Source organism: Candidatus Falkowbacteria bacterium (assembly GCA_013336275.1).
In the GTDB taxonomy this organism is placed as follows: domain Bacteria; phylum Patescibacteriota; class Patescibacteriia; order Patescibacteriales; family GWE2-39-37; genus JAAXUA01.
The window spans coordinates 1-19,990 of record JAAXUA010000009.1; the positions used below are offsets into that span (position 1 = coordinate 1).

General features: G+C 49.5%; 26 protein-coding genes and 1 tRNA gene. 7 read left to right on the forward strand and 20 right to left on the reverse strand.

The genetic code is table 11. The annotated features are described in order from the left end of the window. Nucleotides 1-21 precede the first annotated feature (21 nt). From HGA34_05670 to ruvB, 7 genes are all read right to left on the reverse strand, one after another. Nucleotides 22-95 (reverse strand) — tRNA-Ala (locus tag HGA34_05670). A 97-nt stretch (nt 96-192) separates the two neighbouring features. Then, a complete protein-coding gene (locus HGA34_05675; protein ID NTW22992.1) occupies nt 193-471 on the reverse strand; it encodes a hypothetical protein in 279 nt (92 codons plus the stop codon). Nucleotides 472-492: 21 nt separating this feature from the next. Further along, nucleotides 493-1,878 (reverse strand): peptidoglycan DD-metalloendopeptidase family protein, encoded by a 1,386-nt coding sequence (locus HGA34_05680; GenBank protein ID NTW22993.1) that lies wholly within the window; start codon nt 1,876-1,878, stop codon nt 493-495. Between the two features lie 119 nt (nt 1,879-1,997). Then, a complete protein-coding gene (queA, locus tag HGA34_05685) occupies nt 1,998-3,053 on the reverse strand; it encodes a tRNA preQ1(34) S-adenosylmethionine ribosyltransferase-isomerase QueA (protein ID NTW22994.1) in 1,056 nt (351 codons plus the stop codon). A gap of 2 nt (nt 3,054-3,055) precedes the next feature. Continuing rightward, a complete protein-coding gene (locus tag HGA34_05690) occupies nt 3,056-3,622 on the reverse strand; it encodes a PH domain-containing protein (GenBank protein ID NTW22995.1) in 567 nt (188 codons plus the stop codon). Nucleotides 3,623-3,626: 4 nt separating this feature from the next. Continuing rightward, nucleotides 3,627-3,872: a hypothetical protein gene (locus HGA34_05695; protein ID NTW22996.1), complete on the reverse strand. Its 246-nt coding sequence runs from the start codon at nt 3,870-3,872 to the stop codon at nt 3,627-3,629. 4 nt (nt 3,873-3,876) lie between these two features. After that, nucleotides 3,877-4,893, reverse strand: a complete 1,017-nt coding sequence (gene ruvB, locus HGA34_05700; protein ID NTW22997.1) for a Holliday junction branch migration DNA helicase RuvB — start codon at nt 4,891-4,893, stop codon at nt 3,877-3,879. Between the two features lie 140 nt (nt 4,894-5,033). Between ruvB and HGA34_05705 the strand changes: the two genes are divergently transcribed. Together HGA34_05705 and HGA34_05710 are read left to right on the forward strand one after the other, a co-directional pair. Beyond that, nucleotides 5,034-5,510 carry a hypothetical protein gene (locus HGA34_05705; protein ID NTW22998.1) on the forward strand — a complete coding sequence of 159 codons (477 nt, stop codon included), beginning with the start codon at nt 5,034-5,036 and terminating at the stop codon, nt 5,508-5,510. A gap of 137 nt (nt 5,511-5,647) precedes the next feature. Further along, the gene (locus HGA34_05710; protein NTW22999.1) at nt 5,648-6,283 is read left to right on the forward strand and encodes a hypothetical protein; all 636 of its coding nucleotides are present in this window, start codon (nt 5,648-5,650) and stop codon (nt 6,281-6,283) included. 117 nt (nt 6,284-6,400) lie between these two features. Here HGA34_05710 and HGA34_05715 read toward each other — a convergent pair whose 3' ends face one another. The 8 genes from HGA34_05715 to HGA34_05750 all read right to left on the reverse strand — a co-directional run bounded on the left by HGA34_05715 (nt 6,401) and on the right by HGA34_05750 (nt 13,218). Further along, on the reverse strand, nt 6,401-6,880 hold the full coding sequence (locus HGA34_05715) for a hypothetical protein (protein ID NTW23000.1): 480 nt from the start codon (nt 6,878-6,880) through the stop codon (nt 6,401-6,403). A 23-nt stretch (nt 6,881-6,903) separates the two neighbouring features. Next, the gene (locus HGA34_05720; GenBank protein ID NTW23001.1) at nt 6,904-8,127 is read right to left on the reverse strand and encodes an FtsX-like permease family protein; all 1,224 of its coding nucleotides are present in this window, start codon (nt 8,125-8,127) and stop codon (nt 6,904-6,906) included. Nucleotide 8,128: 1 nt separating this feature from the next. Further along, nucleotides 8,129-8,821: an ABC transporter ATP-binding protein gene (locus HGA34_05725; protein NTW23002.1), complete on the reverse strand. Its 693-nt coding sequence runs from the start codon at nt 8,819-8,821 to the stop codon at nt 8,129-8,131. Continuing rightward, complete coding sequence (locus tag HGA34_05730; GenBank protein ID NTW23003.1) at nt 8,818-10,812, reverse strand: biotin/lipoyl-binding protein; 1,995 nt, start codon at nt 10,810-10,812, stop codon at nt 8,818-8,820. Before HGA34_05730 ends, HGA34_05725 begins: the two co-directional genes overlap by 4 nt. A gap of 11 nt (nt 10,813-10,823) precedes the next feature. After that, the gene (locus HGA34_05735; protein NTW23004.1) at nt 10,824-11,324 is read right to left on the reverse strand and encodes a hypothetical protein; all 501 of its coding nucleotides are present in this window, start codon (nt 11,322-11,324) and stop codon (nt 10,824-10,826) included. Nucleotides 11,325-11,333: 9 nt separating this feature from the next. Next, nucleotides 11,334-11,756 (reverse strand): hypothetical protein, encoded by a 423-nt coding sequence (locus HGA34_05740; GenBank protein ID NTW23005.1) that lies wholly within the window; start codon nt 11,754-11,756, stop codon nt 11,334-11,336. Between the two features lie 52 nt (nt 11,757-11,808). Then, nucleotides 11,809-12,375, reverse strand: coding sequence for a sigma-70 family RNA polymerase sigma factor (locus HGA34_05745; GenBank protein NTW23006.1), 567 nt, complete (start codon nt 12,373-12,375; stop codon nt 11,809-11,811). Between the two features lie 66 nt (nt 12,376-12,441). Continuing rightward, the gene (locus HGA34_05750) at nt 12,442-13,218 is read right to left on the reverse strand and encodes a hypothetical protein (protein ID NTW23007.1); all 777 of its coding nucleotides are present in this window, start codon (nt 13,216-13,218) and stop codon (nt 12,442-12,444) included. Nucleotides 13,219-13,331: 113 nt separating this feature from the next. On the opposite strand from HGA34_05750, the gene HGA34_05755 reads away from it, so the two are divergent. Beyond that, nucleotides 13,332-14,309, forward strand: coding sequence for a radical SAM protein (locus HGA34_05755; GenBank protein ID NTW23008.1), 978 nt, complete (start codon nt 13,332-13,334; stop codon nt 14,307-14,309). 13 nt (nt 14,310-14,322) lie between these two features. Beyond that, nucleotides 14,323-15,753: a radical SAM protein gene (locus HGA34_05760; protein NTW23009.1), complete on the forward strand. Its 1,431-nt coding sequence runs from the start codon at nt 14,323-14,325 to the stop codon at nt 15,751-15,753. A 54-nt stretch (nt 15,754-15,807) separates the two neighbouring features. Here HGA34_05760 and HGA34_05765 read toward each other — a convergent pair whose 3' ends face one another. After that, nucleotides 15,808-16,254, reverse strand: coding sequence for an SRPBCC domain-containing protein (locus HGA34_05765; protein NTW23010.1), 447 nt, complete (start codon nt 16,252-16,254; stop codon nt 15,808-15,810). 11 nt (nt 16,255-16,265) lie between these two features. Next, a complete protein-coding gene (locus HGA34_05770; protein NTW23011.1) occupies nt 16,266-16,694 on the reverse strand; it encodes a VOC family protein in 429 nt (142 codons plus the stop codon). 183 nt (nt 16,695-16,877) lie between these two features. Between HGA34_05770 and HGA34_05775 the strand changes: the two genes are divergently transcribed. Next, entirely contained in the window at nt 16,878-17,414 is a 537-nt protein-coding gene (locus tag HGA34_05775) for a DUF1697 domain-containing protein (protein ID NTW23012.1), read from the forward strand. Nucleotides 17,415-17,495: 81 nt separating this feature from the next. Here the strand turns inward: HGA34_05775 and HGA34_05780 are convergent, their stop codons facing one another. Together HGA34_05780 and HGA34_05785 are read right to left on the reverse strand one after the other, a co-directional pair. Continuing rightward, the gene (locus HGA34_05780) at nt 17,496-17,957 is read right to left on the reverse strand and encodes an NUDIX hydrolase (protein NTW23013.1); all 462 of its coding nucleotides are present in this window, start codon (nt 17,955-17,957) and stop codon (nt 17,496-17,498) included. 19 nt (nt 17,958-17,976) lie between these two features. After that, nucleotides 17,977-18,603, reverse strand: coding sequence for an HAD-IA family hydrolase (locus HGA34_05785; GenBank protein NTW23014.1), 627 nt, complete (start codon nt 18,601-18,603; stop codon nt 17,977-17,979). 140 nt (nt 18,604-18,743) lie between these two features. Here HGA34_05785 and HGA34_05790 point away from each other — a divergent pair, with 140 nt between their 5' ends. Further along, nucleotides 18,744-19,223 carry a DUF2975 domain-containing protein gene (locus tag HGA34_05790; GenBank protein ID NTW23015.1) on the forward strand — a complete coding sequence of 160 codons (480 nt, stop codon included), beginning with the start codon at nt 18,744-18,746 and terminating at the stop codon, nt 19,221-19,223. A 4-nt stretch (nt 19,224-19,227) separates the two neighbouring features. Then, nucleotides 19,228-19,431, forward strand: a complete 204-nt coding sequence (locus HGA34_05795) for a helix-turn-helix transcriptional regulator (protein ID NTW23016.1) — start codon at nt 19,228-19,230, stop codon at nt 19,429-19,431. Nucleotides 19,432-19,526: 95 nt separating this feature from the next. Here HGA34_05795 and HGA34_05800 read toward each other — a convergent pair whose 3' ends face one another. Beyond that, a complete protein-coding gene (locus HGA34_05800) occupies nt 19,527-19,979 on the reverse strand; it encodes a DUF1761 domain-containing protein (GenBank protein NTW23017.1) in 453 nt (150 codons plus the stop codon). Nucleotides 19,980-19,990 lie beyond the last annotated feature (11 nt).

A 19,990-nucleotide genomic window follows, 5' to 3' on the forward strand; every position in this document is an offset into this window, starting at 1 on the left:
TTTGGAGGCTGTTTTGTTTTGTGGACCCTATCGGATTCGAACCGATGACCCCCTGCTTGCAAAGCAGGTGCTCTAGCCAGCTGAGCTAAGGGCCCAGGATTCGCTGATGTTCATAACAAAAACTCATTTGCATGAGTCTTGTTATTATCGGCGAATAAATCTAAATATAACAGCAAACTCTAAGGGTGTCAACTACTCGATCGGCACATCGGCCGGGGTCGGCTGAGGACCGGCATTGATCAGGGGTGACAGCACCCACATCATGAAATCATTATAAAGGTTGGTTACCATCAGGATGCCGATAAAAGCCGTCAGCAGGCCGATGATCTTGTACCCCAAACGGGTACCTCCTTCGCTTCCCAAATACTTGTCGAAAAAGGGGATGCGGCCGAAATTGTTGACCAGGAATTCGGTCTTCATTACCATGCCGGCACCGGCGATCAAGATGATCAATCCGAGAACGATGCGCATAAGGATCTTTTTATTTATTTATTACCGCACGTAGTTGAGCGGGTTGTATTTTGTTCCGTTGATGATGATTTCGAAATGCAGATGCGGGCCGGTTGACCAGCCGGTGTTGCCCATGGCCGCGATTGTCTGTCCTTTGTCGACCTGTCCGCCGGCCTTCACATAGAATTTGGACAGATGGGCGTAGCGGGTCTTCTTGCCGCCGCCATGATTGATGACGATATTGTTGCCATAACCGCGGCCCCAACCCGCCGACTCGATAACGCCGGCGTCCGCTGCATAAATCGGCGTTCCGACCTTATCAGCCACGTCGATGGCGAAATGTTTCCAAGAATAATATTGGGTGATGCGGTAGCCCGAAGTCGGCCAGGCCATCTTGTTGCCCTTGGTTGGCTTGGCGTCATCCGGAACGTTCTTGTCATCAGAAGCATCGACTTTGATGTTGGATGGCTGCTTGTTGTCCTTTTTGGGGGTTACCAGATTTTTCAACAAAGCCAAGCCGGAATATGACTTCGGTTTTTCCTGGATATAGCTTTCTTTGCGTCCGCCTGGAATTATCAGCTTTTGGCCGATAGTCAGAAAACCTGAGGCTGACAGCTTGTTGAAGTCGGCGATGGTCGACTCCGGAATATCATATTTGCTGGCGATAGCTTTGACCGTTTCACCGCTGACCACCGCGTGGACGACTCCGGAAACCGGCAAGATCGACAGCACATCGCCTGGACGGATGACGCTATAGGCATTGAGGTTGTTCTGCCACAGGATGGTGTTGACGCCGATGTCGAATTTTTTGGCGATAGTACTGATGGTGTCGCCCTGTTCGACCGTATAGCTGACTATTTCGCTACGATCCTTTTTGACCGGATTAGTAAAGACCAGGTCGTTGTTCAGACTGTCACCGTCATCCACGTCATTGATGTCGAGAGGAGCATCAAGCGACCCCTCCGGTTCAGACAAGTCGGCAATCGGTTCGCTTTTGACGCTGGAGAGATTATCAAGATACTTCTGCTGAGTCGGCGTAATGGTTTTCTCGCGATCGAAGGTCTCGACGATCAGCTGATCTTCCTCTGCCGTGCCGAACTCGCTCGAAATCAAAGTCGAGAGTATGGTCTTGCCGCTAGGGTCCTGAATATCCTGGGCTTTGGTGTCGCTGGTCAGATTAACAAAAACGATGCTAATGGTGACCAGCCCGACCACTACATGGACCAGCTTCTGATCGAAAAGGAAACTGAACAAACTGGTGCGGGAATTGTTCCAACCCAGACGGCGCATCAGGATGAAATAACGCTGATAAATCTTCACCGCAACTTTGTAAAAAAATAGTCGCAAAACCCAACGTCCAGGCCTCGCCAGAACGTTCTTATAGAAATAAAGCAGCAGGTTCTTAAAAATGATTAAGGATTTCAACAAAAAAACCAGCGCATTGACTGATATTTTTTTGATTTGTCTTGATATATGATTGCTAAATTATTTGATTTAACAAAAATATTTTAACATTAATGCTAATTTTAGTCAAATAACAACGAATACTAGACAATAAACATGGCATCGCCATAACTGAAAAAGCGATACTTTTGGGCGATTGCCTCCTGATATGCCGCTCGGACTAATTCGAGGCCGGAGCTGCCTTGAGGCAGGCCGTTCTCCACAAAGGCACTGATCAGCATCAGTAAGGTCGATTTGGGGGTGTGGAAGTTGGTTATGAGCCCATCGACGACCTTGAAACTATAGCCAGGAAAAATGAAAATGTCGGTCCAGCCTGACAGCTGTCCAGGGTTGCTCCAGGCAGTTTCAAGGGTCCTGGCCGCTGTTGTGCCCACTGCAATGACTTTGCGACCTTGTCTTTTCGCCTCATTGATCCGATCGACTGCTTCCGGCTCGACTTCATACCACTCGGCATGCATCTTATGCTTCGAAATATCTTCGGATTTAACCGGAGCAAAGGTACCGAGGCCGACATGCAAAGTCACGTACTCGATCTTTAATCCCTTGGTTTTAATCTTTTCAAGCAGGCGATCGGTAAAATGCAGGCCAGCGGTCGGGGCCGCCACGGAGCCCTGTTTCCGGTCATCGGCAAAAACCGTCTGATATGACTGCCTGTCCGCCCTTGCTTCTTCGGGGCGCTTGATATAAGGCGGTAAAGGCACTTGGCCGATGCGCTTGATCGCCTTATCGAATCCAGCTCCGGTCAGATTAAACTCTGCCACCCAGGTCCCGTCCTGATTGTCTTCGCGGATGATGCAAGACAGGCCAGCGGCGAATACTATTTCCAGTCCTGGAGCGCAGCCCTTGCCGCCCACCAAACAAAGCCAGCGGCCATCTGCGAGCTGCCGCAACAGGAAAACCTCCGCCGCACCACCGGTGCGGCGCTTCTTGCCGTTGAGCCTAGCCGGAAAAACCTTGGTATTGTTGAGCACCAAAACATCTCCCGCATCAAGATAGTCGGCAATGTCGGAGAAGATCCGATGCTCGAATTCTTGCGTCTGACGCCGCAAAACAAAAAGCCGCGAACGGTCTCGCGGACGATGCGGCTCTTGCGCTATCAGTTCCTTAGGCAATTCGTAATCGAAGTCAGATAATGCCAGTTTCATAAGATTCCGACCATTTCTTTTTTCGTTTCAGTCGTCTGCTTGGCGCGGTCGACTTCGGCCAATCTGATGATGACATCGCGGATGCCATCCGGATTAGGCACTTGCTCGAAATTGAAACGATTCTTTTCTCCGGCGGTCTGGATATAGACATCGCCATAGCCGAACATCGTCGGCAGAACGCCCTTAACTTCGCTAGTAACGTCCTGGATGCGGAACAGGCGTTCCTCTGAGATGGTGCGCGAGAAGAATCCTTCCTGCTCGATATTGATGATCCGCTCGTCGGTTATGATCCAGGTGTCGAGGTAATAATCGATAAAGGTAAAGAAGAAGAATAGCCAGATATACAGAAGGTAAGCGCTAGCCGCCAAAACGATGGCTGGGTAGAACTCTGATTCATTGGCCGTCGGATACAGAGTAAACATGATAATGACGAAACCGATCAAGGTGGCCAGCATCAGGGCAAAAGCTACAACACGCTTGAACATGATGAACAGGTCCTTTCTGACGATCATTATGACCTTTTCATCAGGCAGCTGGTTGGGAATGCGGTAGGCGGAAAGCATAAGCTTATTTGAAAGTTATAAAGTTACCAAAAACGCTGATCGACGTGTCCCAGTCGATCGGCTCAAGATAGCTGAGCGTGGCCAGGATTATGACTCCGGAAATGGCGACATAACCGCAGGCAGTGAAAAAAGTTACTCCGCCCTTGAAGCCGAATTTCAGAAGGTGATAGAGCGCCGTCAGGCTGAAGAGCAGCCAGATGCCGACGAAGGCATAATAAGCGTAGAGAAAAATCGATAGGGTGAAAGTCATAAAATTAAACTAGCTTATCTTGTCCCCGCCTCTGTCGACCCAAATGCGTGAAACCCTGGTCAGTCACCATGCGGCCGCGCGGACTGCGGTCAAGAAAACCGAGTTGTATTAAATATGGTTCATAAACCTCTTCGATAGTTGAAACATCCTCACCCGTAGCAGCCGCAATAGTATTGAGCCCGACCGGGCCGCCGCCGTACTTATCGATTATCAATTCCAAGATTTTGCGATCGACGCTATCAAGGCCATGCTCATCGACTTCGAGCATCGAAAAAGCATTGAAGCAGTGGTCGCCGGTAATGATGCCGTCGCCCTCCACTTGGCAGTAATCACGGACTCTTTTGAGCAAACGGTTGGCCACGCGCGGCGTACGGCGCGAACGCTGAGCGATTTCTTTGGCCATGCTCCGCTCAAGTTCGACGCTCAGGATGCGGGCGCTGCGATCTATGATCTGCTCCATATCATCCTGCTCATAATAATTCAGATGGTAAGTCATGCCGAAGCGGTCACGGAGCGGGGCGGTCAGCATGCTGGCCTTGGTCGTGGCACCGATAATCGTAAACTTTGGCAAGTCGATTCTCAGGGTGCGGGCCGATGGGCCCTTGCCGATAACGATATCCAAAGCGTAATCCTCCATTGCTGGATATAATATCTCTTCGACCCCGCGATTCAGGCGGTGAATCTCATCAATAAATAGAATGTCTCCTTCTTGCAGGTTGGTCAGGATGGCTGCCAAGTCGCCGGTCTTTTCGATTGCCGGACCGGAAGTAACGCGGATATTGGCACCCAACTCGTTGGCGATGACATGGGCCAGCGTGGTCTTGCCCAAGCCTGGGGCGCCATAAAGCAGGACGTGCTCAATCGTCTCGTCACGACGGCGGGCCGCCTCAATAAAAATACGCAGATTTTCTTTGATTTTGCTCTGACCGACATATTCCGCCAATCTCTGCGGACGCAATGTCAGGTCAAGAACATGGTCGCCATTCAATTCCTGACTGGCAACAACTCTTTCTTCTTCCATAAAAAATAACTATAAGCTCATTGTAGCCTTAATGAGGTCAAGCTACAACATTGACAAATACCATAAAATATGATTAAATATACGAAATTTGATCTTTTTACCCATTCGACACGGATACTATACCGAAAGGAGAGACCACCATGGAAAAGCGCGTAATCGAACCCCTGACCCAGTTCCTTGAAGAGGAAAAAAAAATCGCCGAGACCCAGTTGCTGCAGCTCGTCGAGGAACGCAACCACCTGAGAGGCCGCCGCGGATTCTGGCAAGCCGAGTTCGACAAATGCAGCCAAAAAGCGAAACTGATCGAGCTTCCGAAGCTGATTTACCTTTTCTTTCGCCTGGAGTCTGCCAAATCGAGGCTCGAACAGACAGAATCCTACCTCATCCCCTACTTTGCCAAGGCGCAAGAGCTGTCTAGCCAGTCGCTCGACGAAATCGCTGATCAGAATTATGCAACGGCCTTAGAGGCGCTTGAGCACATCGGACGCAACCGTCCGATTGCCAACCACCAGTTTGACGATGACTACCCCACTTCTACGCTCTCCAATCCTCGCTATGTCGCCAATTACTTTCTCGAACAGCTGCGCGAGTCTCTGAAAAGCTGCCAAACAGCCTGAGTCCGGGTTTGGAAAAGGGCCGTGCCGATAGTTGGCCCCGACATCATGTCGGGGCTGTTTTTTCCCTCTCTGCTTATGCTATGATAAAAGCTGAGAGGCGTTCATTGCCATAAAAAACTGGAAGAAAGGAGGCTCCAATGGAACACGGCTGTTCACCCCAAACCAGAGGCCTGCCATTCAACCACCAAGCGGAAGAATACGAAGGCCAGCATCGATTCATCAAACGCTTCGAGGGTGACATCTTCACTCTCGGCAATTTCGACGACATGGTCAGGCTCCAGATCGGTCAGCGTGACCCGAAGGATTTGCGCCCTTGCCGCTGTTACGCTTTGCGCCCGCAAGACCAACCCCTGCTCGAAGAAGAAGCCTGGAATGACGGCAGTATCCCGCCGATTGCCTACCAAAAATTCCGCTGGTGCGGCGTCCGTTCCAAGGTCATCACCTTGCACAACGACCGTTACCACATCCCCGGCTTCCAACCCGAAAGCAAACAGACTTACCCCGACCGATTGTTCTACGTCGACTTACAGTATGACGAAGACGTCTATGTTGCCGACATCAACGCCGGCAAGGAGTATTTCGACAGGCTTTCCTCGACAAGGCACAACGTCCGTGCAGGCCGATTCGATCTGTTGGAGAGCTTCCGCGTAACCGCCAGGACCCTGATCCCGATCAGCCAGTACTACGGTCAATTCCGCGAACCAACCATCCTCATCCGCCGTGAACTCCTATTTGACGAAGTCAAATACATCAAGAGCTTCACCCGCAAATAAGCAAAGCCGAGAGCAATCTCGGCTTTTTTTCATTATTTTTTCACTAATAGTAAATTGAGGGGAGCGCCATAAGCTAAATAGACAACAAAAAAACGGGCTAGCCCGTTTTTTTGTTGTCTATTTAGCTTGACCGGTCGAACTGGCGCTTCCCGGCTGATTCCGATCACCAGGAGCACCGAGCGGCCGATCACGCAATTGGATCATCTGCGCTGTCACACTGCCGTCAGAGTTTGGGGTTCCATTAACTGAAACAGTCTTGCCAGGCTCCAAATCAGCCGCCGATCCGGCAGTTGATTTCATGATGCTTGAGCTGGCGTTGATGAAAATTATCTTAGAACCGCCATCCGGCAGTTTGACAGTCACGCTGGTATCATCCTTTTTGATGACCTCTCCGTTAATGAACCCGCCGCCATTCATGGCTCGGGCGCGCGCACCCGCATTGCTTGGGTTGCCTGGCTGGCGCCCCTGAAAATTCATGGACGTCGGACGAGCATTAGCCCCCGGTTTTCCCTGGCCATATTTCATGCCGACAAAGAATGACGCGGCAACCAGGATAACCACGGCAATGCCTGCGATAAAAAGATTGTTTTTGTTCATGCTTTTGCTTTATATATTAATTGTTATTCATACCTCAAAGCCTCGATCGGGTTGAGCTTGGCGGCGCGGCGGGCCGGATAGTAGCCGAAGATGATACCGATCGCCGCAGAAACGCCGAAGGCCAGCAATACCGACGACATCGATATGGTCGTATTAATGCCGGCAAAGCTAGTCACCGCTCTGGAAGCCAGCCAGCCGATACCGACACCGATCAGGCCGCCGATGAACGTCAGCATCACCGATTCAGCCAAGAATTGATTACTGATATCATCACGCTTGGCGCCGATGGCCTTGCGCAAACCGATCTCGCGAGTACGTTCCGTCACGGTCGTCAACATCATGTTCATGATGCCGATACCGCCGACGATCAAAGAAATACCGGCGATTGCTGCTAGCAATATTGTAAAGGTTCCGGTGACCGAAGACGCCGTAGCGACGATGTCAGCTTGATTGAGTATCTGGAAATCGGCTTGTTGCGGGTTGGAAATCTTGTGTCGCGACAGCAGTAAACCGCTGATCTGCTGCTGGATAGTCGCCAAAGAATCGGCGTCGGGAGATTGGACGCTGATCGTCGAGACAAAACTATTGCCCGAAAGGTAGTTCTGAGCCACCGATATCGGCACAAAAATCATATCATCCTGATTACCGAAACCGGTACCGCCTTTAGACTTGGTGACGCCGATGATCTTGAAATCGACCTGGTTGATCCTGACTTTCTGGCCGATGACGCTGGCGCCTTCGCCGAACAGGTCATCTCTGGTGGTCGGGGCCAAGACTGCCACTTTAGCCAAGCTCTTTACCTGGGCCTCATTGAAAAATGAGCCGTCGGCGACTTCGACATTCCTGACCGAAGGGTAGGCCGGGGTGGTGCCGACTATCTGCGTGTTCGTATTCTTGCCTTTGGCCGTTACTTGGTAGCGGCGGGAGACATCAGGCGCCACAGCCTTGATTGCAGCGACGCCGCTTTTTATTGCCTCAGCATCATCCAGAGTCAATGTCTGGACACTGCCGCGGCCAGCATTTACTCCTCCGCCAGCGCCCCGCGGCGCCCCTGGAGAAATCAACAATAAATTAGACCCGATCGACTGGATGCTCGACTCGATCGAGCTTTGCGCTCCCTGGCCGATCGAAACCATGGCAATGACCGAACCGATTCCGATGACGATGCCGAGCATGGTCAAGCCGGAACGAGCCTTATTCGCCGTAACTGCAGTATATGTCTCTTGGAACAAATCTGATGTCAGCATATTATTTATTTCGTTTATCTTCAACTATCTCGCCGTCACGCAGTACGATGATACGATGAGCGTGCTGGGCTACGTCGTATTCATGGGTAATCAGGATGATCGTGTGTCCTTCTTCCTTGTTCAATTTTTCAAAAGTATCAAGCACTACCTGCCCGGTCTTAGTATCAAGATTGCCGGTCGGCTCGTCGGCCAAGATTATGGAAGGACTATTAACTAATGCCCGAGCGATCGCTACGCGCTGCATCTGACCGCCGGAAAGCTGATTGGACAAATGACGCCAGCGGTCTTCATCGAGTCCGGCAGCCGCCAAGGCGGCCTTAGCTCGCGACTCGCGTTCAGCAAGAGGGATTTCGGCATAGACCAGAGGCAGCATCACATTCCTAAGTACCGTAGCGCGCGACAAAAGGTTGAACGACTGAAAAACGAAGCCTATCTTGTGCCCCCTGATGTCAGCTAACTGGTCGTCGGTCAATTTGGACACGTCCTGGTCATCGAGAAAATACTCGCCGCTGGTCGGGCTATCAAGCGCCCCGATGATGTGCATCAAGGTCGATTTGCCCGAACCGGAAGGTCCGGTTATGGCCACGAATTCTCCCTTTTCTATCTTGAATGAGACGTTCTTCAGGACATGGGTTTCGCCTCCGCCATTCTTGTATATCTTATTGATATTCTTGCATTCGATCATGCTTTTCAGTTACGCGAGCCTCCTCCGAATACGCCGAACCCTCCTCGCGTATTAGTGGGGCTGGTCGTCGTCTTAGCTGCCGAACTGACGGTACTCAGTATGACTACATCGCCGTCGTTAAGGCCTTGGGTTATTTCGGTTTCGGTATCATTCGCTAATCCGATCTGGACAGTTTTCCTTTCTGGTAAGTTGGGCGAAGTTATGGGAGTACCTGTGTCGGCTGCTGTGGCGTCTGCCCCAGACAGTATCTCGATATATGAACTGTTGCCGTCAGATTTTATAGCGGAATTAGCGACCATTACGGCGCCAGATTTTCGGTCGGTGATTACCGATGCGCTCACGCTCATGCCTGGCTTGACCCGCTCATCCTGGGTATCGAACACTATTTTGACGCCATAGCTGACAACCCCCTGGGAAACCGTACCGATCGTATCGACACTTCCGACCACACCGCTGATGGACAAACCATCAATAGCGCTGAAAGTCAGCATGGCTTTCTGCCCGGTCTTGACTCTGGCGGCATCGACTTCATTCAAAGTAATGCTCGCCACCTGTGACTGGGTAATGACCGTAGCGACGGCGGTGGCTGGAACCGCCTCATCGCCGACCTTGAGCGCTATCTTGGCGATTACGCCGTCGATCGGCGATACGATCTTGGCCTCTGCCAGATTTTCCAGTGCTAGAGAGTAAGAATTTTCGGCCTGCGACAACTGCGCCCTAAGCGAAGCCAGGTCTTCCGGCCGAGGCTTGGCGACTTTCAAAGCATATTGCGCCTGGGAATTCTCGTAAGAAAGCTTTTTTGAGGCCAAGTCTGTCTGGGCCGAATCTAGGGTTTTTTTGTTATCCAGCTGAGCCTGGTCATAGGCCGACTGTGCCGATTCCCAGGCCGACTTGGCACTAGCGGCGCTATTTTTTGAAGACAGGTCGGATGAAGAGAAATTCAGCTTGGCATTGGTAATCGACTGTTTGGATGATTGGGTCGAGTTCAAAGCGGACAGCATGCTCGATTCTTGCGAAGATGCCGCTTGCCGGTATGAATCCAGCGTAGCTTGCGATAGGCTGGAAGCCGTAATCGTATTCAATAATAGTTGATAGACATTATGTTCCAAGATCTTCATCTTCTGTAAAGTATCCATGGTCATGTCGAGTAATTCTTCCTCTTGGGCCCTGTTCCAGCTGATCGAAACCGATTGGTACCGGGCATCCAAGGCAGCCAAAGACTCCTTCGCCACGAGATAAGACGTTTGCGAATCAGACATGGTCTGCGAATTCATGACGCCAAGCAGGGTCTTGTCAGGAAAAGTAGCGGTGCGATCTATCCCCAAGACGCTGTCGGCCGACACCAGAGCAGAGCGCAAACTTAGCATGGCCGAACTGACGGAATTCTTGGCATTATCATAAGCGTTTTCCAGCGCCTGGCTATTGCTGTTGTCGGTCACCGGCTGGCCGGACAGTGAATTCTGATACTGCACCTTGGCGCTATCGTACTGCTGCTGGGCCTTTTTCAGCGCTTGCTCGGCCGTCTGCTTGGTGTATTCGAACGAAGTCTTGGCCGAATCATAAGAGAGCTTGGCCGAATCGACCGACTTCTGCGACACAGCCAAATCTTCCCTGGTCGGTCCGGCAATTTTCAGATTCAAACTCGCACGAGCCGAATCGACGCTATTCTTGGCCTGGCTGGCTTGATTTTTAAGTTCTTTATTATCGAGTTGCATTATGGCATCGCCAGCCTTTACCGCCTGCTTTTCCTTAGCCAAGACGGCCACTACATTGGCCGTACTCTTGGGTTTGATATCGATCTGACTCAAAGCCTCTACCTGACCGGTACCAGTGATCGAAACCACCAAGTCGCCGCGAAATGCTTTGCCTAAAACGTATTGAGTAGGGACGCTCTTAGTCTGGCTGGACTGATACCAATAATAACCGCCGCCCAACAGCAAAATCGAGAGAACAAGCTTCTTCTTATGTGATTTAAGATAAGTGATAATTTTTTCTGTCATCTTGATGGCGTTTACTGCTTGTTAAAGATGCGGATGAATTTGGCATTGATCTGGCCTTGCTCATTCGGATCGCCCATGACCATAACCTCGTCGCCAGTCTTAAGATCGGTGATGGAGAGATTCTGGCGGCGCTCGACGATCGAGGTGTCCTTGCCGACAATGACCGTCTTCTCGATATTGTCAGCTCCCTTGATGGCAAAGGTGCTGGAAGCGATCTTGATGATCTTGCCGCCCGCACCATGCGGGTTCATCATGAAGCGCCCGTCGTTGAACGGCTGAAAACCGCCAAAACCCCGGTCGCGATCGCGACGATCGAAATCGCCCATCATCATGCCAGGGCGCGGGCCGCCGAAATTGCTCGGATAATTCTTTTCCCAGCCGTAGGCGAAATTAGCTTTTTTGAAACCGACGATCATCCCTAGGCGGAAAGCGCCCAGCACGATAATCAAGGCAGCGATCGCCACCAAGGTCCATTTGAAATAATCAGATTTGACGACTTTTTCCATTTCCATATATTTATCTTAATGAGCCAGCCTATGCGGACGATGAGCCAACTCTTGTATTAATATTTTCAAAGCTAATAATGACACGAACAGACCGAGCATCAGCCAGATGGCCGAAGCGACTGGTAACGATTCTACAAGATAGGTCGAATAGATCTGCCAATTGGAAATGACCGCCTTGTAGTCGGAAAATAGCATCTTTACTAGCACCCAGGCCTCGGAACTGGCAAATTCCAGCACAGCCGCTTTGCCCCAAAAAATAGCCGAGATCCCGAAAACAGCCACCATGGAGATAGCGGCGGCTAGCCTGAGTCGGAAATAAAGCACTTGCTTGCGATAAATAGCCAACATTACATCGCCGAACAGCCTCTCGTTCGGCTGCAGAATCGGCATGGAGTCCAAGGCCTCTTCTATTTTGTGTTCAATAATCGATTGTGTCATATCATTGTTCATATTGATATATACGTAAGTAAATAAAAAATGGTGCAATTCGTCATTGACCATTCAGCATGAGCTTCCTTAATTTTATCAGGGCCCGGCGATGCCGGCTTTTGACCGTATCCAATGGTTCCTTATTCATCGCCGCAATCTCAGCAAAAGTTATCTTCTCTCCGTAATACAGGAGCAGGAGCACCCTGTCTTCGGGCGGCAGCTTAAGCAGCTGTTCCTCCAGCTCTTTTTCCAATTCAAGTTTCTCCAATTTCTCCAAAGCCGAAAGTTCGCCGGAGGCGACTGATTCGAAAATATCTTCATTTCCGTCTTCACCAGCCACCACGGAGACTGTTGCGATTTTCTTTTTGCGGAAATAATCGATTAGGGTCCGTCTAGCGATTGTGAAAATCCAAGTCTTGAAACTTTTATCCGAATCATATTTATTGATGCCTCGCCAGACTTTCAAAAAAATTTCCTGGGTCAGGTCCTCTGCTTGAGAAGCATTGCCGATCGCACGGAGAATGAAACCATAAACCAGCGGCAGATACCGCGCCACCAAGACTTCCAGGGCGGGGTCGTCTCCATTTCTATAAGCTGTTATCAGTTGTTCATCGGTTAATAGCTCCATATCCACATACTAGGGCTTAAGTTAAAAATTGGCAAAGCGCGCATCATGTCAGGGTTTTCTTGTCGGTCATTTGCCATTGCGCCAAAGATTGTCGAACAACTGGCGATAATTATCCGCTAGATGCCGGTTACTTATCTTTATGCCGACCAAATTGTTATTTTCCATTGAAAGGATACTGACTATATCCCCCAGAATATACAAAGCGAACTTATTTACGGAACTGCTTGCGGGCAGCCGTCTCATCTCCAGGCCTTGCCTCGATTTGTAATAAGCCAGCTTCTTTTTTTCCAATACCGAATCATTGATAAGCAGTTTGGTCCGGATGTTCTTTTCTTGCCGCATTCTCTTGATCCGATCATGCCACTCCCGGCCGAAGACGAAGCCCCACTCTTCTTGCCAGACGAATTCGTCCCTGATGATCTTCATGGTTTCCTCCGGCTGAGCCTGGCGCAGCATGGACATATATATCTTCTTCAACCCATCCTGTCCCTCAAAAACGACGACCTCGGGAACGCTTATGGCGCTGTGGCTCAAGGCCTTGACTGCCAACTCAACATCCTCCAGTACGGTTTTTTTCAATGCAAGCTGGCGCTCTTCGCCCCTTATCAATTGTTTTAATGCTTCAAGATCTTCAGCCACGAACTGCTTGACCTCGTTCTTGTAAGAGGTACCCACCAGTCCCTTGCCGATCAGCGAATTCAATGATGTATAGACGCTGCTGCGCGAAAGGCGGCATTTTTTAGCGATATGCGTAGCGCTGACCGGAGAGTCGGTTAGCAGCACCTCATAGATGGCCGCTTCATAGTCCCCTAAACCTAAAGATTTCAGATGCTCTTTTAACATATAATGGCTTTATTGCTTGTTGTCGTAACTGTACGACACATTGTACATTATACCAAATATTCTAAGATGAAGGCAAACGCTCATTACAATTACATAAATAAAAGGAGAAAGACATGAAAACCGAGATAGCTTCATCGCAAAAGAATTGGGAAGATGGCGGGTGTTTGCCCTTGCCGCTAGCCAGCATCTGGATTACCGGCGTCTGCCAGCTCAAATGCCGCCACTGCTATGAAGGAGGCGGCCGGAGCCGGAGGAACCACCTGCCTATCGATGAGATCATCCTTACGCTGGACCGACTCTCGCCTTTCGTCAGGTCGTTCTCTTTCATGGGCGGCGAACCGCTGTGCCATCCCGAGATCGCGGAAATCTGTGACTATGCCAAAAACCGGCTCGGAAAGTACACTCTGCTAGTCAGCAACGGTCAAGCGTTTTCCGAAAACCTGGTCGAGCGGCTGCGAGGGAAAATCGATTGCATCAAGCTCGGCATGGATGGCATGAACGCCGAACATCATGACGCTGTAAGGGGCGAAGGCAGCTTTGACAAAGCCTTGCGCTCCTGGCGGCTGCTAACCCCTAACATCCCGACAATGTGTAAATTCACGGTCAATGCGCGAAATATGACAGAGTTGCCCCGAATCGCCAGCTTTTACCAAGAATTGGGCGCCAAAAGACTGATACTCAACGGCTGGCTCCGGATCGGAAACGGGTCGTCCATATGGAATCGCCAGTTCGCCCTGTCACCTGCCCAAATGTCATCGATAAACCGATTCGTTGCCGAGGAACTCAAGCCGAAATACAGCGCTTTTCCCATCTCCCGCTCCTGCTCGCTCGATAACGGCTGCATTGACCATCCCGCCAGGACTTATTACGTCAACCGCGATGGCGCGGTCTCGCCTTGCATCTTTTCCGGCAGTCTAGCGCTCGGCAACATCCGCGAGCCAAGCCAAGACACCGGCGCCCTGCTGTCTCTCGTAGACCGCCAGCGCCGCCATTACCGCAACCTACACACTCTCGAGCCGTCTGTCTCGCTGGACCCTGCCAAAGTCAACGACCCCGCGCTCTTCCTGCCCGCAGATGCATGCCCTCATTAAAAAGGAGACTGTCATGAACACGAAAGCCCCGATCATCCAACAGCATGAGCTGACCAGTAAGTGCAACAACAATTGCCGCTTCTGCTACAACCCGGAACGATGCTGGCAATCGATCGCCGCACCCAGAAATGAAGACAGTGAACGCAATCTTGAAGTGGCCCGAATCTCGATTGCCAAGGGCGTGATGGCTGCCTGCCCGACTGGCGGCGAGCCGCTGCTGGCAGGTGACAATCTCATTAATGTCTTGAAGATCTATCGTCAGGCCGGCTGCTACACCAGCATCAACACCAATGGACGATTAATCACACGTGAGCGGGCCGAACGCCTGTCCGATCATGGCTTGAACTCAGCCCTGATATCACTGCATGGCGTCGGCAAGCTGCACGACTCGATGGTCGGCGAAGCGGGTGCCTTTACGGAAACCCTCGCCGGTATGGCCAACCTCGCCGACTCTGGCGTCCGCGTCATGCCCAACTTCGTGGCCACGGCACAAAATCTGCACGGTCTCGATGCCGTCGCCCGTCTGCTGCTCGATCGCGGCTTCAGCGCCATGACCGTTACGCCTTTTCTGCCATCCTGGGCTGCCCCGGAGCATGAACAATTCATCCTGCAGGCCGAACACTACCGCCGGTATTTCCAGGTTGTGAAGAAAATCGCTTCGATCGGCATGAAAATCGACTCTACCTTGCCTATACCGCCCTGCGTCCTAATCAAATTTTTCCCCAATGACTGGCAATCGCACCTGATCGCCCTGTCGCCCCGGGTCTGCATGGCCGGCAAATCATTCGGAGTGGTTTCGCCAGACGGGCGCTTCCGCGCCTGCATCCAAGCGCCTTATCTCGACGACTATGGCGGCGATGTGATGAAGAATTACGATGACAGCTGGAGCAAGGCCAATGGCTGGGCTGAACACAAGCTTTTGCCCCAAGAATGCCTTGACTGCGCCGCTCTCCCGGTCTGCGGTGGCGGCTGCCGCACGAGCTGCCTCTGGGAAAACCAAGGCTTGCCGGAAGGCAAAACCATGTATATGGGCCGGCCTCTTTCCGACGATGAGGCGCAACCATTCATCGAAAGGATGATAGTCGAAACGATTTCCGAAGTGGCGCCATACGAATGGAATGCCAGGATAATGTCCCGGCAAGAAAGCTGGGGCACCATCGTCTTCAATCCCGGCAACCAATCATTTTGCCTGCTGTCTCCAATCCTTGCTGGATACATGATGGCGCCTTCGCTGGATTTTCAAGACCAGCACACCACCCAGGTTCTCCTGGCCGTAGGCGCTATCAAACGCTCATCGGCACATAACACTGAAACCGTAATGGCACCAGCCGAGGCCAACGTCTTGTCTGCCAACTCGATTCTCCCTCGCCTGGCAGGAAACCTTCAAAACTCCTTGCAAGCACGGCAGCTAAGAGCTGACACCGGAGAACGCTTGTTCTTTTGAAATGCACTTTCAAAAACCCGTACAGTCATCTGTGCGGGTTTTTCTTGCTGGAAATTATGGCATCGCCTCGGCCAGTTCCTTGATTTTCGGCAGGATTATCTCCCAAGACTCGAGCGTCATGCTGTAATACTTTTCCGCCTCGGCCAGTACGGCGAAGTCGCCATGCCTGAGCTTAAGCGTCGTCTTGCTCTCTTGCTCAGAGAGCTCAAACAATATCCCATCATCATCAGTTACCGGCATTCTGCCCATATCAACATCGAAGACCGTGAATTGTAGTATCTTTTCCGGGATGACTTTCGTTACATTGCCTTCGACTTCCACTTTCCCTGTCGCGCTTTTCCAAAGGACAGGGCTGCCCAGCTGCCAATCCGATTCGACTCGGATGTCGCTCGAAAATCCTGGCGTCCACTTGTCCGTATATTCCGGCATAGTAAGCACTTTCCAAACCTTGCCAGCAGAAGCATCTATTTCAACCGATTTTTCAATGAATAATCTGCTCATATACTCAATATTTATCGTGGATAATTGGGGTCGTGGCTGATCATCCACTGGATGCCGAATTTGTCAGTCAGCATTCCGAAGTAGGAGCCCCAGAATACTTTTTCGAGAGGCATATCTATTTTCCCGCCCTGGGACAGTTTGGCGAGCAGCTGATCAGCCTCAGCGTCGCTGCCGACACTGAGCGAAAGCGAAAAATTATTTCCGACTGCCAGCTTCTGCCCCATCGACTCCAAGGAGTCTGTTGCCATAAGGGTGCTGTCTCCGATTCTTAAGGCCACATGCATCAGCTTGTCCTGTACTTCGCTCGGAAATTTCGATGCGTCTGGGGTTTCTTTGAATCTCTGGATCATCGAGAACTCTCCGCCAAAGACGGCTTTGTAAAAATTAAAGGCTTCTTCGGCATTGCCGGCGAAATTCAAATAAGGATTCATCTTAATCATATGTTTATTCTAAGTATTATTTTTTGAATGTACCTCCGGTTGATTAAATAAGCATTAAGGAGCTAGAAAATTAAATGGACATGGCGCCTCCCTTGAATGCTATGATATTCGTCTGTATGATGAAATTATCACCAAAAAAAGCAGGTCGTTAATCAATGCTAGGCTTTAATTATTCAAAATAACATGCAAAAATACGTGGCCCTTCTCCGCGGAATAAACGTCGGAGGAAACAAAAAAGTCCCGATGCCTGAACTCAGAAAAATTTTTGAGGATTCGGGCTACCTTAATGTATCCACCTACATCAACAGCGGAAACGTCATATTCGAGACGGACCGCCAGGGTGCCGAACGCCTGGCAAAAGAATTAGAGACTCTCCTCAAAAAAGCGTTCGGCTTCGACATCAAGTGCATTATGAGGGACAAAAAGAACATCCTGAACCTTCGTCGTAAAATACCATCCGATTGGGAAAACGATACCGAGCAGAGGACTGACATTTTATTCTTGAGTGAAGAATTCAATAACAGAAAATCCCTTGACCTGATTGTCCGTACCACGGGCGTAGACAATCTGATATACATATCCGGAGCAATCGTTTGGAATATGAGGAGAGAAAATTATTCGAAGAGCAGCATGAAAAAATTCATCGGCACTATACTGTACAAAAACATGACCGCCAGGAACCTGAACACGGTCAGAAAACTTGCCGATCTCATGAGATAAGCATATCTTGCATCAAAAAAAATCCCACCAAGACCATGGTGGGATTTTTATATCTTTGGATTGTGTAAGTTTTTAAAAATATTATGACTTAGCTTTTCCATTTTTATTCAAAAATTCCTCAATAATCAATTTGTGGTCAAAAGCCAAATCGGCGGGCAACTCATTTAGTTTATACCAAGCTAAGCCGGCGGCATCGTCTCCGGGCCTAGGTTGGCCCGAAGCTTCAACTGAATAAGCCAAATTAATTACCTGCTTGGGATGCCGGCTTGGATTACTATACGCTCCGACTAAACTGACCTTGCTAACGCTCAAACCTAGTTCTTCTTTAACCTCCCTTTTCACCGCATCTTCAGCAGATTCATCCCATTCAACATAGCCGCCTGGGAGAGCCCAATAATCTTTGAATGGGTTCGCTCCGCGCTTGATTAACAAAATCGAATCATCTTTAACGATAATCGCATCAATTGAGACGCCCCTATTTGCAAATCTTCCACAATGGGAACACTGTTCATTGTTTTTTAATTCCATAAATGTTTGTGTCATATAAAAAGCACTCCTTGAATTAAATAATCCCAACTTCGGCAAGACTGGCGACTAGCTCGGGAAAATTATTATACTTAATTGGATAAAAACCGACGGCATCAGATGATTCTAGACTTTTGGCGGTATCATCGATAAAAACAAGCTCTCCCGCTAAAATCCCCAGCTGACCAATAAGAACATCGAAGGCCCTGGGGTCCGGCTTTATGAAACCGATTTCCGTTGAGACGGCCACCGCATCAAATATCTCCATCAGGCCTGCCTCCCTCATCTTTTCAACTCCCTCGGCCGTATTATTGCTCAAAATGCCGATCTTATACCCCTTAGCCTTAAGTTGCTTTGCCAAATCCAGAACATCGCTATTAATCTGGTGCGTGTTCAGCGATTCAAGAAAGTTCAACAAATTATCTATTTTTTCCGATCTGCCCAACTCATTCAAAATCTTAGCCCAAAAATCATTCTTCGAAAGTTTATCGTGATTTAACAGATGGTTATTTGCAAAATAAACCGACCTATAAACTTCGTGGGGCACATCCAAAAGCTCGAGAATGCGGCGATTAAACTCTGAGCTCGGAATGCCAGCAATAACTCCCCCGTAATCAAAACCGATTGCTTTAAAATTCATGTTATTGAAATAAATATTACTCAAACCATAACACAAAAATTCCAGAAACTAAACAATCCTATCGAAAAAAAATGATTAAATTTAAAGACGCTAAACAATAAAAATATATTGACAAACAATAAACCGTCAATTATGATGACCATATAAAAATATAAATACCCCCCATGAAAAAAGGCTCAACTATTTTTCTTCAGGCAGTCATCGTGCTCATCGGCATCGTGGCGCTAGCCATTATAATCCGGCTTCCCTTGAGTGAGGGGAGGGCTGCAAACTTAGACCTGTTCAGTATTTACACTGATCCGTTCATTATATATGGATACCTGTCGTCTAGCGCATTTTTTATCGCCCTGTATCAGGCGTTCAAACTACTCGGATATATCGGACAAAATAAAGTATTCTCGCTAAACTCCGTAAAGGCTTTAAGGAATATAAAATATTGCGCGATCGTACTAAGCGTTTTGATTGTGCTAGCAGCGCTATATATCAAGATATTCCACGCTAAAGATGACGATCCGGCGGGTTTTCTTGCCCTATGTATTGTGACTACTTTCATCTCTGCAGTAATCGCCACTGCGGCGGCTGTGTTTGAAAAAACTTTGCAAAGCGCCGTCGACATCAAGTCGGAGAATGATTTAACCGTTTAACTGCATGGCTATAATAATTAACATCGATGTGATGCTAGCAAAAAGAAAGATGAGCGTCACCGAGCTTGCAGAGAAAGTCGGCATCACCATGGCCAATATCTCCATATTGAAAAATGGCAAGGCAAAAGCAATCCGACTATCAACCCTGGAGGCCATTTGCGAAGCTTTGGATTGCCAGCCTGGAGACATTTTGGAACATAAAAAGTAACGAAAACGTCATCATATAAAAAGAACGATCAAAATCGTTCTTTTTTGTTACAGCCTCTTGAGTGCCCTCAGGAGGCAGGGATGCTGACGTGACAACTATTTGATTATAAGGGTGGCGACAAACGCGATAATCAGAAATGTGACCAGGTTGTATGAACTGTCTGAAAAAAATCTTTTCCAAGCAAGGCTGCCTTCTGATTTTCCCCAAAGGATATTCTGTCCAATCATCGGCACCGTGAATGCTATCCAAATCGTTATCACATAGAAGAAAACGGCATTGGCTGGCCCGCCATTCTGAATCGTATAACTCGTCACAAAAGCGATGAACAAAGAGGTGAGAAGCGATAAGATCGTCTGCGCCGAATAGCTTTTCCACATTTTCGGCTTAGCCTCGGCAATCAACTTCTGCTTTTCTTCGCTTGATAACTTATCGAAACCCAAATACTGCATATGCCACTTACCCATCGGCGTTGAGTCCATGTACCAAAGAGTTCCCGTGATGGCGCTGATTACGGCGCCCGCAACGCCTACTAAAATGATTGTTCCCATAGATTTAAGCT

Bases quoted from the DNA above. Each gene is read 5' to 3' on its own strand.
- HGA34_05675 (NTW22992.1), bottom strand. From the start codon at position 471: ATGCGCATCGTTCTCGGATTGATCATCTTGATCGCCGGTGCCGGCATG.
- HGA34_05690 (NTW22995.1), bottom strand. From the start codon at position 3,622: ATGCTTTCCGCCTACCGCATTCCCAACCAGCTGCCTGATGAAAAGGTC.
- HGA34_05695 (NTW22996.1), bottom strand. From the start codon at position 3,872: ATGACTTTCACCCTATCGATTTTTCTCTACGCTTATTATGCCTTCGTC.
- ruvB (NTW22997.1), bottom strand. From the start codon at position 4,893: ATGGAAGAAGAAAGAGTTGTTGCCAGTCAGGAATTGAATGGCGACCAT.
- HGA34_05705 (NTW22998.1), top strand. From the start codon at position 5,034: ATGGAAAAGCGCGTAATCGAACCCCTGACCCAGTTCCTTGAAGAGGAA.
- HGA34_05710 (NTW22999.1), top strand. From the start codon at position 5,648: ATGGAACACGGCTGTTCACCCCAAACCAGAGGCCTGCCATTCAACCAC.
- HGA34_05715 (NTW23000.1), bottom strand. From the start codon at position 6,880: ATGAACAAAAACAATCTTTTTATCGCAGGCATTGCCGTGGTTATCCTG.
- HGA34_05720 (NTW23001.1), bottom strand. From the start codon at position 8,127: ATGCTGACATCAGATTTGTTCCAAGAGACATATACTGCAGTTACGGCG.
- HGA34_05730 (NTW23003.1), bottom strand. From the start codon at position 10,812: ATGACAGAAAAAATTATCACTTATCTTAAATCACATAAGAAGAAGCTT.
- HGA34_05735 (NTW23004.1), bottom strand. From the start codon at position 11,324: ATGGAAATGGAAAAAGTCGTCAAATCTGATTATTTCAAATGGACCTTG.
- HGA34_05740 (NTW23005.1), bottom strand. From the start codon at position 11,756: ATGACACAATCGATTATTGAACACAAAATAGAAGAGGCCTTGGACTCC.
- HGA34_05745 (NTW23006.1), bottom strand. From the start codon at position 12,375: ATGGAGCTATTAACCGATGAACAACTGATAACAGCTTATAGAAATGGA.
- HGA34_05750 (NTW23007.1), bottom strand. From the start codon at position 13,218: ATGTTAAAAGAGCATCTGAAATCTTTAGGTTTAGGGGACTATGAAGCG.
- HGA34_05755 (NTW23008.1), top strand. From the start codon at position 13,332: ATGAAAACCGAGATAGCTTCATCGCAAAAGAATTGGGAAGATGGCGGG.
- HGA34_05760 (NTW23009.1), top strand. From the start codon at position 14,323: ATGAACACGAAAGCCCCGATCATCCAACAGCATGAGCTGACCAGTAAG.
- HGA34_05765 (NTW23010.1), bottom strand. From the start codon at position 16,254: ATGAGCAGATTATTCATTGAAAAATCGGTTGAAATAGATGCTTCTGCT.
- HGA34_05770 (NTW23011.1), bottom strand. From the start codon at position 16,694: ATGATTAAGATGAATCCTTATTTGAATTTCGCCGGCAATGCCGAAGAA.
- HGA34_05775 (NTW23012.1), top strand. From the start codon at position 16,878: ATGCAAAAATACGTGGCCCTTCTCCGCGGAATAAACGTCGGAGGAAAC.
- HGA34_05780 (NTW23013.1), bottom strand. From the start codon at position 17,957: ATGACACAAACATTTATGGAATTAAAAAACAATGAACAGTGTTCCCAT.
- HGA34_05790 (NTW23015.1), top strand. From the start codon at position 18,744: ATGAAAAAAGGCTCAACTATTTTTCTTCAGGCAGTCATCGTGCTCATC.
- HGA34_05795 (NTW23016.1), top strand. From the start codon at position 19,228: ATGGCTATAATAATTAACATCGATGTGATGCTAGCAAAAAGAAAGATG.
- HGA34_05800 (NTW23017.1), bottom strand. From the start codon at position 19,979: ATGGGAACAATCATTTTAGTAGGCGTTGCGGGCGCCGTAATCAGCGCC.